The 17347-nt window shown below is 37.4% G+C and carries 11 protein-coding genes; 10 read left to right on the forward strand and 1 reads right to left on the reverse strand.

Annotated features, from left to right (window positions below; all coding sequences use genetic code 11):
* Nucleotides 1-189 precede the first annotated feature (189 nt).
* A complete protein-coding gene (gene galU / locus ACFQ3J_RS18570; protein ID WP_251582822.1) occupies nt 190-1071 on the forward strand; it encodes a UTP--glucose-1-phosphate uridylyltransferase GalU in 882 nt (293 codons plus the stop codon).
* Between the two features lie 69 nt (nt 1072-1140).
* Here the strand turns inward: galU and ACFQ3J_RS18575 are convergent, their stop codons facing one another.
* Complete coding sequence (locus ACFQ3J_RS18575; protein ID WP_251582821.1) at nt 1141-3609, reverse strand: O-antigen ligase family protein; 2469 nt, start codon at nt 3607-3609, stop codon at nt 1141-1143.
* A gap of 222 nt (nt 3610-3831) precedes the next feature.
* Between ACFQ3J_RS18575 and ACFQ3J_RS18580 the strand changes: the two genes are divergently transcribed.
* Genes ACFQ3J_RS18580 through rfbD form a run of 9 tightly spaced genes read left to right on the forward strand, consistent with a single transcriptional unit; the run spans nt 3832 to nt 17300 of the window.
* The gene (locus tag ACFQ3J_RS18580) at nt 3832-4608 is read left to right on the forward strand and encodes an ABC transporter permease (RefSeq protein ID WP_251582820.1); all 777 of its coding nucleotides are present in this window, start codon (nt 3832-3834) and stop codon (nt 4606-4608) included.
* Between the two features lie 17 nt (nt 4609-4625).
* Nucleotides 4626-5369 carry an ABC transporter ATP-binding protein gene (locus tag ACFQ3J_RS18585; RefSeq protein WP_251582819.1) on the forward strand — a complete coding sequence of 248 codons (744 nt, stop codon included), beginning with the start codon at nt 4626-4628 and terminating at the stop codon, nt 5367-5369.
* 14 nt (nt 5370-5383) lie between these two features.
* The gene (locus ACFQ3J_RS18590) at nt 5384-9661 is read left to right on the forward strand and encodes a glycosyltransferase (RefSeq protein ID WP_251582818.1); all 4278 of its coding nucleotides are present in this window, start codon (nt 5384-5386) and stop codon (nt 9659-9661) included.
* Between the two features lie 31 nt (nt 9662-9692).
* A complete protein-coding gene (locus ACFQ3J_RS18595) occupies nt 9693-12683 on the forward strand; it encodes a glycosyltransferase family protein (RefSeq protein ID WP_251582817.1) in 2991 nt (996 codons plus the stop codon).
* A 44-nt stretch (nt 12684-12727) separates the two neighbouring features.
* Entirely contained in the window at nt 12728-14056 is a 1329-nt protein-coding gene (locus ACFQ3J_RS18600; protein WP_251582815.1) for a UDP-glucose dehydrogenase family protein, read from the forward strand.
* Between the two features lie 24 nt (nt 14057-14080).
* Complete coding sequence (locus ACFQ3J_RS18605; RefSeq protein ID WP_251582814.1) at nt 14081-14824, forward strand: sugar phosphate nucleotidyltransferase; 744 nt, start codon at nt 14081-14083, stop codon at nt 14822-14824.
* Nucleotides 14825-14839: 15 nt separating this feature from the next.
* The gene (gene rfbC / locus ACFQ3J_RS18610; protein WP_251582813.1) at nt 14840-15388 is read left to right on the forward strand and encodes a dTDP-4-dehydrorhamnose 3,5-epimerase; all 549 of its coding nucleotides are present in this window, start codon (nt 14840-14842) and stop codon (nt 15386-15388) included.
* Nucleotides 15389-15398: 10 nt separating this feature from the next.
* Complete coding sequence (gene rfbB, locus ACFQ3J_RS18615; protein ID WP_251582812.1) at nt 15399-16415, forward strand: dTDP-glucose 4,6-dehydratase; 1017 nt, start codon at nt 15399-15401, stop codon at nt 16413-16415.
* Nucleotides 16416-16418: 3 nt separating this feature from the next.
* Entirely contained in the window at nt 16419-17300 is an 882-nt protein-coding gene (gene rfbD, locus ACFQ3J_RS18620) for a dTDP-4-dehydrorhamnose reductase (protein ID WP_251582811.1), read from the forward strand.
* The last annotated feature ends 47 nt before the right edge of the window (nt 17301-17347 follow it).

Below are 17347 nucleotides of genomic sequence, written 5' to 3' on the forward strand. Positions count from 1 at the left end.
TGCTAGTGAAATGTTTATTGCATAAACATCATTATGTAGAGATATTAATATCATCAATTGAAATGTTTCAAGTGCTGAATCAATTCCATATTCGTTGTTTTAAAAAGTTATGAAATTGATTCTGATTAGAGAAGTTTCCAGTTCATTCCGTTATAATGAATTTATTCTAGTATGAAGGGGAATTATGGAATGAAGATTCGAAAAGCAATAATACCTGCAGCTGGGCTAGGCACACGATTTTTACCAGCGACCAAAGCAATGCCCAAGGAAATGCTGCCTATCGTAGACAAGCCTACGATCCAATACATAATTGAAGAGGCGGTGGCCTCCGGAATTGAAGATATTATTATCGTGACAGGTAAAGGAAAAAGAGCAATTGAGGATCATTTTGACAACTATTTTGAACTGGAGCATAACCTGGCATCGAAACAAAAATGGGGATTGCTTGAAGAAGTTCGGAAGTCCTCTGAAATGGCAGATATCCATTATATCAGACAGAAGGAGCCTAAGGGACTCGGGCACGCAATCTGGTGTGCTCGTAAATTTATAGGTAATGAGCCGTTTGCCGTATTGCTTGGAGATGATATTGTTGAATCCGATCTGCCTTGTTTGCAGCAAATGATGGGAATCTATGAGCAATATGAGCAGCCTGTAGTCGGGGTTCAGCCCGTTCCTTGGGAACAAGTATCGAGGTATGGGATTATAGAGGGAAATCAAATCGAAGACAGAGTATATACAGCGAATAATTTAGTGGAGAAACCCCCGGTAGGGAGCTCCCCATCTAATCTTGCGATAATGGGAAGATATATATTGACTCCGGATATATTTAATATTTTGGAGAATCAGCATACCGGAGTGAATGGAGAAATCCAGCTGACGGATGCTATTGCGGCACTTGGTGCAAGCAGAGACATTTTGGCATACCATTTCGATGGAATTCGTCATGATGTCGGAGAGAAGCTAGGATTTATTCAAACGACTCTTCATTACGCGATGCAGCGTGAAGAACTTCGTGAAGGATTGAGTGAATATCTGGAGGAGCTCTTGAGATCTTATCGGACTTTGAAATAAGCAGATATCATGGTTTTAAAAAAGCAGCGAGTTGAAGAAAATCCTTCGACTCGCTGCTTTGTTGTAGTGCTAGAAATTTAAAGAGGCTAACTGATCGATTTGATCATCAGCTTCGGGCTGAATTCCAATTAACTGATTATAGACCTGCTCATCTGTTTGGCCTGCTTTTTGCAATGATGCCAGATACCACCGGGCTACTTCTTGATTGGCAGGGTCACTCATATCTTCTGTCAAACCTTGCTTCAAGGTAGCCGCGGCTTCAGCAGATTGATTCATCATAAACTCTATTTTACCTGCATTCAGAGCAATAGCTGGTGTGATTTCAAATGCACGCCCTTGAAGCTGTCCTTCAGGCAGCGTCTTCAAATGCTCGATACCCTCTACTACATGCTGGTAAGCTTGCAGTCCTGCCTCGAAGTATTCGTCCTTCTTAGCTGTATCCTGATTGCCAAGAGCTTGGTAACCATATTCGAAGGCCTGGCTGATTAGCGTCTCGTGCCAATCAATATCCCAAGCAAAATTGACGGCTTTTTCTTCCTGGATAGCAAAAGCTTGCTCATTCTCCCCTTTTGCTTGTAGAAGAGAAATTTTGCGCTTCAGCATGCTTTTATTATAGGGCTCATCTTCAAGTCCTTTGTTAATCCATGCCAGTGCCTCATTGTAATATTGTTCATCTTGAGTCTGCGAATAGACCTGTTGGTAGATCTCAGCCATCAACAGCAAGGAATCCGGATGAGTGTCACGGATGGATAGATCCTTATCCAGAGCTGTCTTGATTTCATTAAAATCCTGGCTCGTCTGAACCACTTGCTGAGCATCTACAGCAGCATAGCTGGACTGCAAGTAACGAACTGAAGTAAATAGAACAAAGATAGACAGCATACCTACGGCTCCGACATATAGATAGCGAGTACCTGCTCCTTTGAAACTGAATTTCTTCACTGGCTTATTATCCATGACAGCCGCCATTCCGCCGAATCCGAGAAAGACGAGTATTCCCATAAATACATAACTCATATTAAAGTCCAGAATACTGTGAATTAAAATAGAGAACGTAATAATGAAGTATAGGAAATGGGACTCCCGGTTTTCTTCAGACTGACGAATGTATCCTTTAATATATTTCCAGATAATAAAGATCATAAAGGCCATAAAAATAAGGAATCCCAGGATACCGACCTCTACGAGATATTGCATGAAAAAGTTATGGGCTTGGCGACTCGTGTACGGGTTATTTTGATAGGTCTCGTATAAGCTTGCCCATGCTCCACCGCCGGCCCCAATGATAGGATAATCGGCAAGCAGCTTCAGTGCATCCCGATAGAACGTAAATCGTTCGAGCACACTGTGCTGGTTAAAGTTGATGTTCTCCAGGCGGACTTGAATGCTGTCTGGCAAAATGTTTTTGAGACTCGTAAACAGAAGCAGCAGGGCTGCAATAATGGCAACAATGGAAGAGCCAATTGGAATCCAGATGCTCGATAATTTGCGAACAGACCAACCCTGCACTCCGTTTGTTAAGCGAGAGGCCGCATAGCTTTGAATTACCCAGGCAACCACTGCCACAGCAATAGATGCAACAACCAGGTAGATCCACCCGTTTAGAGCTGTAGATGCTGAGTATTGCTCATGTAAAGCCAGACCTGCTGAAGTAATAGGATTAAGTACAATTACCGTCGCTGCGCCTGCTATGAGACAGTAAATAATCCAAAGTATTTGTTTTGCAGGCTTCAAAAATAGCAATAATACGACAAAAACAACCGGTAGAAGGACAAGGCCTGTTCTCGACAAAGTCAGCATAATGGAGACGATGATCGGAACAAGCATAAAACCATGAGTCAACTGACCATACCATTTTTTAGTTCTAACTAAACTAAAGATGGATGCAAAGAGCAAAGCCATGAGAAATGCTGCATATGTATTGGCATATTGGAACACAGAGGTTAACCGCGGTCCATTAGAGTCCACCATGACGGCATCAATATATTTCCCATTCTGTACAGCACTCGTAAACCAACCGACAAGATTCGCTGCCAGATTCGACCCTCCAAGCCAGTTCAATAGACCAAATCCGACAATAACATATGAAATACCCATAATTGCCAAATGTATGATATGATTGATTTGTTTGCTTTGGAGAATATACACTCCAATGGCAAATACAACCGCATAAATGCATTGAATGAGCACCATGTTCGTTGCAAGATAGTGGGAGGCTGCCGATATAAGAGAGATGACATAAGTTAATGGAAGCAACAGGACAGCGACAAGCAGCCACTCTCGTTGTGTCTCCAGCTTAATTTCTTTGTAATAGCTGGCAATCCATAAGAACATCAAGAGAGTTGAAATAAGGACGGCCCAGTAGATTGGCTTTTCAAAATTCAACATTTGTCCGTTGAACAGGGCAATTTGGAACGGAGCCCAGAACAAGAACAAGATAAAGCCGATAACTAGAATCCATCGTGTGACACTAATTTGGTTCTTCGGATCAATACCGCTCGATGGCTTAGCGGATTTACCGTATACTGGATTCGACAAGGTAGAATTCTCCTTTTCTAGTAGATACGACAATTATTTTAACATAGGAATTTAGAAAATTGTAACTATAAAGGATGGACCAAGCATTCCATGCATTATTTTTATAGATAAACCTGAAACTCTGTTGGGACAATGTCCTGACATTTTTCGATAAGAAATATGTTTTTAGTTTATCCTTTTGGCTTTCTGATATTAATTTGTAATGTGACGAGGTACATTTGTATGAATAATTATGTGAGGAATTTCCTTAAGTATAGACACTTCCTGTTCGAACTTATAAAAAAAGACTATAAGTTTAAATATAGGAGATCCCGTTTAGGTGTCCTGTGGAGTTTGCTAAATCCTTTACTTATGATCACAGTTTTATCTATAGTTTTTTCAACATTGTTTAAACACGATATACCGCACTACATTTTATATCTACTTACTGGGAAGTTGATTTTTGATTTCTTTTCAGAATCGACCAGCACAGCTATGAGAGCGATTAATGGTAATGCTTCTCTTATTAGAAAAATATATGTTCCGAAGTATATTTTTCCGATGTCTAAAACTTTTTTTTCTCTAATCAACTTATTTTTCACATTAATTATTTTGTTTGTTATTATGCTGTTTTCAAATATAGAGTGGTCGTGGGAAATGTTATTGTTTCCTCTTCCTCTTATTTATGTGTTTATTTTTTCATTGGGTGGAGGTCTGTTTCTTTCAGCTTATGCGGTTTATTTTAAAGATTTGAATCACTTATATGGAGTGGTATTAACCGCTTGGATGTACCTAACGCCTATTATTTATCCGGTTGAGATTATCCCAGATAAATTTAGGATGATTATGGACTATAACCCTTTGTATTATTACGTAAGTCTTTTCAGAGATATTATTTACTACGGAAATGCTTCTGATTTCAATACGCATGCAATCTGTATAGTAATATCGCTTCTTTCGTTATTAATAGGTTTGTTTGTTTTCCGTAAAAAACAAAATGATTTTATCCTATATTTGTAAGAGGGTATGAGGAAGCTATGATTAATAATCATCAAATAGCCATTGATATTTCCGGTGTGTCTATGAAATACCGGCTGTATAAGGAGAAAGTTGATTCCATTAAAGAATACTTTGTGAGAATGGTTAAACAGGAGCTGCAATACAAGGAGCATAACGCTCTGAACCAGATCTCTTTTCAGGTGCGGAAAGGAGAGATCATGGGGGTTATAGGATTAAACGGTGCTGGTAAAAGTACTTTATTAAAAATTGTAGCCGGGATATTAAAGCCATCTTCTGGAACTATTTCAGTGGAAGGTAGAATGGCTCCTTTGATTGAATTGGGTGCCGGTTTTGATGAACACCTAACAGGGAGAGAAAATATATTTTTAAATGGTTCTCTTTTAGGGCATTCAAATAAGTTTATGAAGGAAAAAGAACAATCAATTGTTGATTTCGCAGAATTAAGTGAATTTATTGATGTTCCAGTGAAAAATTACTCCTCGGGAATGAAAGCGAGATTAGGGTTTTCAATAGCAACTTGTATAAATCCTGATGTTCTTATAGTAGATGAGGTCTTATCTGTTGGAGACTTTAAATTTCAGCAGAAGTGTCAGGCTCGTATGCAAGATTTGCTAGGTGGGGGGACGACTGTTTTATTTGTTTCTCATTCGCTTGGAGAAGTAGAACAACTGTGCTCTCGAACGGTCTGGCTAGAGAAGGGGCATATTAAACTGATAGGAGATACAAAAGAGGTTTTGGATAAGTTTAAGAAACAAGATTAGTGTGGAGGGTTAACATGAACAGGTTTTGGGAAAGTATAATCAAACCAATATTTGAAGAAAGACAAGTAAGAAATATTATCGAAATTGGAAGTCAAAATGGATATAACACATCGAAGATCCTAGAATATTGTGAAGCATTTGACGGACATTTATATTGTATTGACCCTGTACATCCTAAGAAATTAAGCGAGTGGATTGAAAAATTTGGTAGTCACCTAACATTTTATCCAACTCTAAGTTTGTCAGCATTACCCCTTATTGATAATTTTGATGCCGTATTAATTGATGGCGATCATAATTGGTACACAGTAATCAATGAATTAGAGATCCTTGAGAGTAAAGTAGTGGAAAATAATATTTCTCCAGTAATCTTTCTACATGACATTGGGTGGCCATATGGTAGGAGGGATCTATATTATAATCCTAGCAATATTCCAGGAGCTTATATTCAGGCATATAGTAAGAACGGTGTTGTACCGGGAGAATCGAACCTTAATAAAGAAGGTCTTAACAGCCATCTAAATAACTCCATTTATGAGAATAACCCTCGGAATGGAGTTCTTACTGCTGTTGAGGATTTCCTTAAGAAGACACATCTTGAATTCGAATTTTACAAAATACCTGCCTTTCACGGTTTGGGAATTCTCACCTTTGGTAAAAGGAAATTGAAATTATTTGAGAGTGATGCTTGGTACAACGATTTATTGAGTGGAATGGAAAAGTTCAGGATAGATCAAATTTTAAAACAAGAACAAACATCAAAGAGATTGAATGAAGCTAAAAAAAATGTTGAAGACCTCAATAATGAAAAGATAGAATTGCAATTAAAACTAAAAGAACACAAAGAGGATTTTGATAACAAGTTAGAAATCATGAATGATGAAGTAAGAAAATTAACGGAAATCAAGATTAAAAACATTAACGATATACATGAATTGAAAAACAGCATTGGCAATAAAAATAAAGAAATTGAAAGTCTAGCATTAGAGAAATCGTCTTTATATAAGACAGTTACAATAAAAGATCAAAAAATATCAGAGTTAACAAAATCTAATGAAAAATTCAGGCAGGAAGTAATAGCATACAGGAATGAGATAAGGAAATTAGAAGTTGCAAATGGAGTTCATCTCAATTCAATAAAGTATCAATTAGGTGAAGCGTTTGTAGCGGCGTGTACTTCTCCTAAACAGGCACTGCTACTTCCTCTAAAACTTTCTAAATTAATACGACAGAAACGGGAAAGAAAGAAGACGAATTTTGGCCAGAGAAAGTATCGGGACAAAAAACAAAATCTTATACAAGAGGGATATGAAAAAAAAAGTGATGTAGAATTAGAAAAAGTAGAACTTGATATAGTTATCTGTGTGCATAATGCGCTTGATGACGTAAAAGACTGCGTTTATTCCGTGTTAAAAAATACAAGTGTTAGATTCCGGATAGTTATTGTTAATGATGGAAGTGAGGATATTACTAAGAATTATTTAGATAGTATAGAAAGAGAAAATGATAACATAATTGTTATTCATAATAAGGAACCTTTAGGGTATACAATTGCTGCTAATAAAGGCCTACGATATACGAATAGTGAATATGTGATATTACTTAATAGCGATACAATTGTTTCTTTAGGCTGGGAAAAAAACATGATAGATTGTATCGAAAACGATAATAGTACTGGAATTGTGGGTCCTTTGTCTAATGCAGCAAGTTGGCAATCAGTCCCGGACATATTTGATAAAGATGGCGATTGGATGGTTAATGAGCTCCCTAAGGGACTTACAAATGAGCAAATGTCTAACTTAGTTAAAGATTGTTCTCTTAGAATATTTCCGGAAGTTACATTTGTAAATGGATTCTGTTTTATGATCAAAAGAGCAGTTATAGAGAAGATTGGTTACCTGGACGAGGATACATTTCCTAAAGGGTATGGTGAAGAGAATGATTACTGTATAAGGGCAAGGGAAGCAGGATTTAGTCTAAAAATTGCTGATAACAGTTTTGTTTATCATAGGAAATCAAAAAGTTTTACTCATGATACTAGGAAAGTGTTGGCAAAGAATGCAAAAGGTTTATTAAGAGAAAAGCATGGTGACGAGAAAATTGATGCTTTACTCAAGGGAGTTAAGCATAATATGGATCTTCCTAGGATTAGAGAACGTATTGCAGCTGCGTTAAGTGCTTATGATTTTAGGAAGAACTTCAATGTGTTATTTATTCTTCCCGCTAAAGGTGGCGGAGGGGGGGCCCATTCAGTAATCCAAGAAGCCAGGGGGTTAATGAATCTAGGCTTGGAAGTAAAAGTTATATCAAAATTAGAATATAGAGACTCTTTTCTTAGTAACTACCCAGAGATCAAGGATATTTGTTTGTTTTATACAGATGAGTTGGAACTGGCATATATTTCGTCAAAGTTTAGTATTGTTGTAGCAACTGTATATCATTCTGTACAGTTACTAAAAAGGATTTGTCAAAGGTACCCATCAATTATACCAGCATACTATATACAAGATTATGAAGCATGGTTTTTCGACGAAGTAGATCCAAGAAGAGAGGAAGCTGAATCTTCTTATGAGTTGATTCCTGATATTATTGCATTTGCAAAAACTGATTGGATACGTGAAATAGTCCAAGAGAAACATGGACTATTTGTTCATAAAGTCTCCCCAAGCCTAGATACTGATCTATATTACTTAGATCATAATACTGAAAATGGAGTTTATAGAGAGAATGCACCTGTTACTATAACGGCAATGATTAGGCCTAGTTCTCCAAGAAGATCGCCAAGAGAAACACTTCAAGTTTTATATGAAATTGAGAAAAAATATCATTCTAAAGTCGAAATTCATTTCTTCGGATGTTCAGAAGAAGAACTACAAATGCTATTGTATAACCAAGAATTTGCTTCAATAAATTATTATAATCATGGAGTTTTAAAAAGAAACCAAGTATCTGATTTATTAAAGAAAACTGATATTTTCTTAGACATGTCATCTTATCAGGCTTTTGGGAGAACTGGCTTAGAAGCAATGGCTGTAGGATGTGCAGTGGTTTTACCAAAGACTGGAGGAACATCAGAGTATGCAGTAAATGAGAAAAATAGTTTCCTGGTTGACACATTAAATCTATCAGAGGCTATAAGTGCAGTTTCTATTCTCGTAGAAGATTACAAAGTACGTGAAAAAATAATTTCAGAAGGTTTGAAAACTGCGTCCCTGTACTCAATCGAAAAGGCTGCCACCTCAGAATTGGAATTATTTAAAAATATATTTGATAGTAAAAAAAAAACAGACAAATTAATAATTGGGGCCATATTCACTAAAACAAAAAATAATGGCCCGACAGGATCTTCATACCATAGAGTTGTACTACCTCTAGATAATTTATCTATGGACTCGAAAGACACAGTTTGGTTCCCTTTAAATCCTTTGAATGTGATTAAATTTAGAATTGATATCTTGATTATACAAAGAAATTCAATTCAATCTCTTGATATGGCTAAAAGCTTGATGGAATATTGCGATAACAATAATGTAAAAACTGTATTTGAAATCGATGATCATTTAATTGGAGATGATGTAGCGATTCCTACTGAATCAAAAGACATCATTCAATATTTGATGAAAAATGTACAATTGATTACTGTTAGTAGTTTCAAATTAGAAGAACAGTATAGTAGATATAACAAAAATACTAAACTAATACCGAATGCTTTTATTCCAGATATATTTAGTGAGAGACCTGAAAAGCAAACTGGTAAAAGGGGAAAAATTAAAATTGGGTATTTAGGAACTCCTACTCACTATGAAGATTTAAAAGTTGTAGAGCAAGTTGTTATCGATATTTCCAAAGAATACAAGGATGATGTTTGTTTTGAAATTATTGGTCAGGATTTTCCGGGGTTTAATAGACTAGATGTTCCTTTTGCTACTTATCCTAATTTCATTAAAACAGTTACTAATAGTATTGATTGGGACTTTGCAATTGCACCTCTTGCAATAAGTGAATTTAACTATTATAAAAGTTATCTGAAATATGTTGATTATACTGGTTTAAAGCTCCCTGCTATCTATTCAAAAGGTTTTGATTACGATAAAGTAATTCAGAATGAATTTAATGGGTTATTGGCTGAAAATACTTATGAATCTTGGTATAACGCAATATCTAAATTTATTAATGATTTGAAATTAAGGGATCTTTGCCTCCGAAATGCTATTGAAGATATTCAAGAAAATCATCTTATAAATAAAATAAATATAAAAAGGAAGCAATTGTTTAGGGATTTGGTAAACTGAATTTTCCTAAACTCTTAAAGGGAGGGATACAGTGGAAAAAATTATCTTTTGTTTAAAAATCGGAGTCCCTACCCGTAAACAACTTAAAAGTTGGGGGGATTACTATTTAGCAAAAAGCTTGGCAGAAGAGTTAAATAGGCAAGGGCATGAATGCTTCATACAGATTTTACCTGAGTGGAATAGTAATAAAGACGATAATGCAGATGTAGTAATACACTTTAGGGGGCTTTCTTCATATGATATAAAGCCCCATCACTTCAATATAATGTGGAATATTTCTCATCCTAATGAAGTTAGCAAGGCAGAGTTTGAAAAATATGACCTAGTACTCGTTTCATCAAAACAGCACGCAAATTATTTAAAAAGCATTTTGAATGTTCCGGTTGAAACATTTTTACAATTTACGGATACTTCAGTCTTTTATAATAAGCAGAATTTAGAATTACGCCATGAAATATTATTTGTGGGAAACTCCAGAGGGGTTTCCCGCCCAATTGTAAATGATGTTTTAAAATGTTCGGATCAACTGGCTGTTATTGGATCAGGATGGGAAGGAAGAATTGAGAAGAAGTTTATAAAGGATACTTGGTATCCAAATGAAAAACTTAACGAGTTGTATTCTTCCTGCGGAATTTTATTAAATGACCATTGGGAAGACATGCGAAAGTTGGGGTATATAAATAATCGTTTTTTTGATGCGATTGCTTGTAAAGCTGTAGTTATAAATGATGATCATTCGGAACTGAAAGATACATTCCCAGAAGCTCTGACTTATTCAAATGTTGAGGAGCTAAAATTTTTACTCGAAGATATTAAAAAAAATGAAGAAAGCTACAAATTGTTAACTGAGAGACTACACAATGAAGTGAAAAATAACCATACGGTAATCAATCGAGTTGAACAACTGCTAAATATACTTGGTAAATACGATTATACAACGAAAAAAAACAGCGTTCCTAAGACCTCTAACCATAAATTATCTGTTAAGAAAAAAATAAATCAAAGCCTTCTTAATATTTTCGGTTACGGTAGAACTTATCGAATAATACATCGAGGATACATTACCTGTAAAAACAATATTAACTCTATTAAAGGAATAAATAGTAGAGTGAGGAAAAGATTGTTTAGGTCAAATAATTCTATGCTTATTAATTTTTTCTCTGAGTCGGAAATTAAATCATTAGCACAAAATAATGCTACTGTATTTACCAACGATGGGTTTGATTCTTTAGTTAGTATTATTGTGCCTACTTTAAACGGGGAAAAACATCTTAGAAATTTGATTCCTAGCTTGCTTAAAAATACACTTTATTCTAATTACGAAGTAATTTTTATTGATAACAATAGCAAAGATGGAACAGAGAAGTACATTAATTCTTTATACAATAAAAAGTTCAAATACATTAACTCAAGAAAAAACCTGAATTTCTCAGAGAGTATTAACCTAGGAGTTGAAAAGGCATCAGGGGAATATTTAGTTTTTCTCAATAATGATGTCATGCCGTTGTACGGTTGGTTGGATGAGATGTTGAGGATATGGACTTCAATCAATAATCCAGGAGTAGTTGGTGCAAGGTTAATTTACAATAAATTAGATGCTTCACGTCTGAAGATAAAAGAAGTTGTTTACCCTGGATTATCTGTCCAGCATGATGGTATTAGGTTTAGATGGACTAGAAACGGTATAGTACCATTTAATATTGGCAAATATGAGAATCCTTTGAGAAAAGATAGCTTGGTTTCAGAAACTGTACCTGCTATTACCGCAGCTTGCTTATTAACTGATCGAACTACGTTTTTGAAAGTTAAAGGGTTTGATGAGAGATATACATTTGGTAGGGAAGATGTTGATTTCTGTCTTAGAGTGAAAAGTGAGGACTTGAATGTGGTAGTTGCTCGAAATTCTTTATTATTTCATAGGGAATTCTCTTCACAAATCAGAAACAGTCACTCTTATAGAAAGGCCTCCAGAATCGCAAATCACAAGTTGTTTAATGATATCTGGGGTGAAATAATAGCAACTGCTATTTGGAAAGAAAAAATACTATCTAAACAAAATTATTGGACAGATAGTCCATTGAATATAGCCTTTTTGGTTACAGAAAATGATCCTTATACTACAGCGGGAGACTATTTTTCGGCAAAGGGTCTCGGAGAAAGTTTGAAGACTCAATATGGCTATAATATATGTTATTTAGCTAGAAGACCGGATAATGAGTGGTTAGAGATTCCTGAATCGATAGATATCGTAGTATCTATGCTTTATGACTGCAATATCAGTTCATTACAGATTCCAGAAGGAGCATTGACGATTGCCTGGATCAGAGGCTTTTTAAATAATTGGAAGGAAAATGCTAATTTGAATGCTTTTGACGGTGTTATAGTGTCTTCAATTTCAGCTCAAGAAGCAGTTACAAATTGTGTCGAGCCTTCTAGACTCTGGGGACAGTTACCCTTAGCAGTAAACAGCAATTCCTTTAGACAAGATGTGCCTGCTAAACATAGGGATGTTGATATCTGTTTTGTAGGAAATATTTTTCAGGTACCTCGAGATATCGTGTTAAATTTAGATGTCAGTGAAGATGTTAATTTTCATTTTTATGGAAGATTTGAGCCTGCTGAGGTAAACCATCCGTGGAGTAAGTTCCACAAAGGTAGTATCCCTTATTCCAGTCTTCCTGATCTATATCAAAGGAGTAAGATAATTATTGAGGATGTTGCCCCTTTTAATAGGGGGACGATAAATCTCAGAATTTATGAATCAATGGCTAGTGGAGCATTGGTCATTGCTAACGATGTCCCTGAGATAAAAGAAACTTTTGGTGAGCATGTTGTTTTATATAGAAATAAAGAGGAACTCAATTCTTTGATAAGGTATTATTTAACGAATGATCTTGAGCGAGAAAGGGTAGCGTTAGGAGCAAAAGATTTTGTATACAGTCAGCATACTTTTGTTCATAGAGCTACAAGATTCAAAGAAATATTAGAGCAAAACCTATTAGAAAACAATAAAATTCTGTGATTTTAGCAAAATGTTTTGCAAAATCCGCAGTGTGTGGAGGAACTATGAAAATAGCAATGATAGGTACAGGATATGTTGGACTTACCTCTGGTGCTTGTTATGCAGAAATGGGGCACCAAGTAATATGTGTTGATAATAACCAACAAAAAATTCAAGAACTTAACAATGGGATATGTCCTATCTTTGAACCCGGATTAAAAGAACTGATGGTTAAAAATATATCAAGTGGCAATCTTTCTTTTACCTCGAATATAGAAGAGGCAGTAAAAGAATCGTTAATAATAATGATAGCAGTGGGTACTCCTTCACTCCCTAATGGAGGGGTTGATATGTCATATGTAGATGAGGTTGCACGTCAGGTAGGAAACGCTATTAATGACTATAAAGTAATTGTTAATAAGAGTACTGTTCCTGTGGGCTCCGCCGATAGAGTAGGTAAGGTTATACAAAGAATTTCCGACATCTCAATTGACATGGCATCAGTTCCGGAATTCTTAAGAGAAGGTTCTGCGGTCCAAGATATATTAAATGGGGAACGTATAGTTATTGGTGTTGAGTCAGAAAGAGCAAAAGACATTCTTGTTAAATTACATCAGAATTTTAATATACCAATTCAAGTTACAGATATACGGAGTGCTGAACTTATTAAGTATGCCGCCAATTCTTTCCTGGCATTGAAAATTTCCTTTATTAACGAAATAGCTAACTTAGCCGAAAAAATCGGCGCAGATGTAGTAGAAGTAGCGAAAGGTATTGGAAGTGATAGTAGGATAGGAAATAAGTTTTTGAATGCTGGAATTGGTTTTGGTGGTGCTTGTTTTCCAAAAGATACACTTGGTTTGATTTCAATAGCAGAAGAGGTAGAACATGATCTTTCTTTAATGAAAGAAGTAGTAAAAATAAATAAAGAACAGTATAAGACCGTAATATCCAAATTATTATCTGTTTATAGCGATCTTAGAGGGAAAACCGTGTCAGTATTAGGTCTATCTTTTAAACCTAATACTAACGATCTTAGAGAGGCACCTTCATTGAGAATTATTACTGATTTAATAGAAATCACTAAAGGAAATATAAGTATTCGTGCATATGATCCAATAGCAATGGAAGAGGCGGCTACATTGTTGCCCTCATCAGTTGAATTTTGCTCATCTATTGAAGATGCTGTTAGAGGCTCGGATGCTGCAATTATCGTTACAGAGTGGAAAGAGATTATTGAAAAAGATTGGAATGAACTCATCAAATGGATGAATTCAAGTGTGATTATTGATGGGAGAAACTCTTTAAACATAAGTAATAATAGTGGTGTCACTTACCTAGGAATCGGAAGAAAGAAAAGTGTTGACTCAATTACAGAAAACGTCTATTTATAACAATTAAGAATTAGGAGGGATTAAATGAAAGGGATAATTCTAGCTGGAGGAACGGGCTCACGGTTGTATCCTCTTACAAAAGTAACTAACAAGCACCTATTGCCTGTAGGTAAGTATCCAATGATTTTTCATTCAGTCTTGAAGTTGAAAAACGCTGGCATTACCGACATCCTGATCGTCACTGGTAAGGAACACATGGGAGACGTCGTCAACTTACTCGGCAGTGGCCGAGAAATGGGCGTAACGTTTACATACAAAGTACAAGATGAAGCGGGCGGAATTGCCCAAGCTCTTGACCTTGCGGAGCACTTCGTTGGCGAAGATCAGATGGTCGTCATTCTGGGAGACAACGTATTCGAGGATGACATTACGCCTTTTGTTGAAAACTTCCGTCAGCAAGGAGAGGGAGCCAAGATCCTTCTGCAGCAGGTCGCAGACCCTCATCGTTTTGGAGTGGCTGAACTCGAGGGAGACCGAATCGTATCCATTGAAGAAAAGCCAAAACAGCCTAAAAGTAACTATGCCGTAACGGGAATATATATGTTTGATCATCGTGTATTTAATATCGTTAAAACGTTGAAACCCTCTGCTCGAGGCGAATTGGAAATCACAGACGTTAATAATGCATATATTGAATTAGGAGAATTAAGCTTTGACGTACTTCAAGGCTGGTGGACTGATGCAGGTACGCATGCTTCTTTGGCAAAAGCCAATGAACTGGCAAAGGATCTGCTGTTCAGTGAAGATTTCGGTAAGCTGAAATTATAAAAGGGGAGAAAAAGTATGAACATCACTCCTTTACATCTAGAAGGAGCCATTCTGATTGAGCCAAAAGTCCATGGAGACAACCGTGGTTTCTTCATGGAGAGCTATAATGAAGAGGTTTTTCATCGTAATGGAATCAAGCATCCATTTATTCAAGATAACCACTCGTTATCTGCTGAACCCGGTGTCTTAAGAGGACTTCATTACCAGTTGAATCCTAAGGCTCAAACCAAGCTTGTACGCGTTATCGCAGGTGCGATCTATGATGTTATTGTGGATATCCGCCAAAATTCTCCGACCTTTGGACAATGGGTGGGGGTTATATTGAGTGAGCATAATAAGCGGCAGTTACTTGTACCTAAAGGCTTCGCGCATGGTTTCTGCACGCTTGTCCCTAATACACAAGTCATTTACAAAGTGGATGAATATTATTCTCCAGAGAATGACCGCGGAATTCTATGGAACGATCCTGCGTTAAACATCGACTGGCCTGTATCACAACCAGTGTTGTCTGATAAGGATCAGAAGCATCCGGTCCTGGCAGATGCAGAACTGAATTTTGAGTAGGAGGACAAATATGAAACTACTTGTAACGGGCGGTGCCGGCTTCATAGGCAGTAATTTTGTGTTATACATGTTAGAAAAACATCCAGAATACGAAATTATTAACGTTGATGCACTGACTTATGCTGGTAATCTGGAAAATCTTAAATCGGTTGAACACAACCCTAAGCATTCCTTTGTAAAAGCTGACATTACAGATGCGAAAGCTATGGACGAATTGATTCAGCAGGATGTAGATGTCGTTGTCAATTTTGCAGCAGAATCTCATGTGGACCGCAGCATATTGGAACCAGACGTTTTTGTGAAGACAAATGTGCTTGGGACGCAGGTGCTGCTCGATGCGGCGAAGAAATATAACGTATCCAAATTTGTTCAGGTATCCACGGATGAGGTATATGGATCTCTTGGAGCTACGGGACTATTTACGGAAGAAACTCCTTTGGCGCCAAATAGTCCTTATTCTGCGAGTAAAGCGGGCGGTGACCTGCTAGTCAGAGCCTATCATGAAACGTTTGGTCTGCCTGTAAATATTACGCGCTGTTCTAACAATTATGGACCTTACCAATTTCCAGAGAAGCTCATTCCGCTGATGATTTCCCATGCTCTCTCGGACAAATCCCTGCCCATCTACGGAGATGGGTTAAACATAAGAGACTGGCTGTATGTCGAGGACCATTGCAGTGCCATCGATTTGGTCATCCATCAAGGTAAGCTTGGCGAGGTGTACAATATTGGCGGTAACAATGAACGGACGAATATAGAGATCGTCGAGACGATTCTGGAGGAGCTTGGGAAGCCCAAATCCTTGATTACGTATGTGAAGGACCGACCGGGGCATGATCGGCGCTACGGCATTGACCCGGAGAAAACGATGACGGAGCTTGGTTGGAAGCCAAAGCACTCATTTGAGACGGGAATCAAGGAAACGATCCGGTGGTATTTGGACAATGAGGAGTGGTGGACCCGCATTCAATCCGGAGCCTACCAACAATACTATTCCCAACAATATGGAGAGCGACTGGGGGACTAATCGATGAAAGTTCTGGTTACCGGAGCGGCAGGTCAGCTCGGGAAGGATGTCGTAATGCTGTTGCAGAGTAAAGGCTGCGAGGTCCTTGCTTGTGATCGTCAAACACTTGATATCACAAATTCAGAACAGTGTGAAGCTGTGGTAGTCGAATTCAAACCACAAGCGATCATTCACTGTGCAGCCTATACGGCAGTGGATGCGGCAGAAACGGATGTAGAAGGTGCTTACTTAGTTAATGCCACAGGAAGCCGTAACCTGGCCGTTGCTGCTGAGAAGATTGGGGCCAAAATCGTCTATATCAGCACAGATTATGTATTTAATGGCCAATCTTCAGAACCTTATCATGAATATGACAATACGGACCCGCAAAGTATCTACGGTAAATCCAAACGAGCCGGCGAGGTTCTAACTCAAAGCTTATCCTCACGTTATTTTATTGTACGTACTTCCTGGGTTTATGGCCTTCACGGCAATAATTTTGTTAAGACCATGCTGAAGCTGGGGCAGGAGAAGCCGCTGCTCAATGTGGTAAACGACCAGAAGGGATCTCCTACCTATACCGTAGACCTGGCAGCATTTCTGTATGAGTTGATTCAAACGGAAAAGTACGGAATCTATCACGCTTCTAATAGTGGTTCTTGCACGTGGTATGAATTTACTCAAGCGATACTGGAAGAAGCAGCGCAGGTGCTTGATATGAAGGTAACAGCATCCTTGGAGCCTTGCACGACAGACATGTTTCCACGGCCTGCCCCCCGCCCTCAAAATTCGGTGATGGAGCATCTGGCTATTCGAACAAATGGTTTAACAGATCTTCGACCATGGCGGGAAGGATTAAACGACTTCTTGGCAGAACTGAAAGCAATAAGTGTCAGAACAGAATAGAATAGATGACAAGAAGGTCTCGTTCTATCTTTTCCAACTGGGAAAGG

Origin of the sequence: Paenibacillus provencensis (assembly GCF_042678545.1) — a bacterium.
Classification (GTDB): domain Bacteria; phylum Bacillota; class Bacilli; order Paenibacillales; family Paenibacillaceae; genus Paenibacillus; species Paenibacillus provencensis.

Coding starts and splice junctions, on each gene's coding strand:
- ACFQ3J_RS18600 (WP_251582815.1), top strand. CDS start 12,728: ATGAAAATAGCAATGATAGGTACAGGATATGTTGGACTTACCTCTGGT.
- rfbB (WP_251582812.1), top strand. CDS start 15,399: ATGAAACTACTTGTAACGGGCGGTGCCGGCTTCATAGGCAGTAATTTT.
- rfbC (WP_251582813.1), top strand. CDS start 14,840: ATGAACATCACTCCTTTACATCTAGAAGGAGCCATTCTGATTGAGCCA.
- ACFQ3J_RS18585 (WP_251582819.1), top strand. CDS start 4,626: ATGATTAATAATCATCAAATAGCCATTGATATTTCCGGTGTGTCTATG.
- galU (WP_251582822.1), top strand. CDS start 190: ATGAAGATTCGAAAAGCAATAATACCTGCAGCTGGGCTAGGCACACGA.
- rfbD (WP_251582811.1), top strand. CDS start 16,419: ATGAAAGTTCTGGTTACCGGAGCGGCAGGTCAGCTCGGGAAGGATGTC.
- ACFQ3J_RS18605 (WP_251582814.1), top strand. CDS start 14,081: ATGAAAGGGATAATTCTAGCTGGAGGAACGGGCTCACGGTTGTATCCT.
- ACFQ3J_RS18590 (WP_251582818.1), top strand. CDS start 5,384: ATGAACAGGTTTTGGGAAAGTATAATCAAACCAATATTTGAAGAAAGA.
- ACFQ3J_RS18580 (WP_251582820.1), top strand. CDS start 3,832: ATGAATAATTATGTGAGGAATTTCCTTAAGTATAGACACTTCCTGTTC.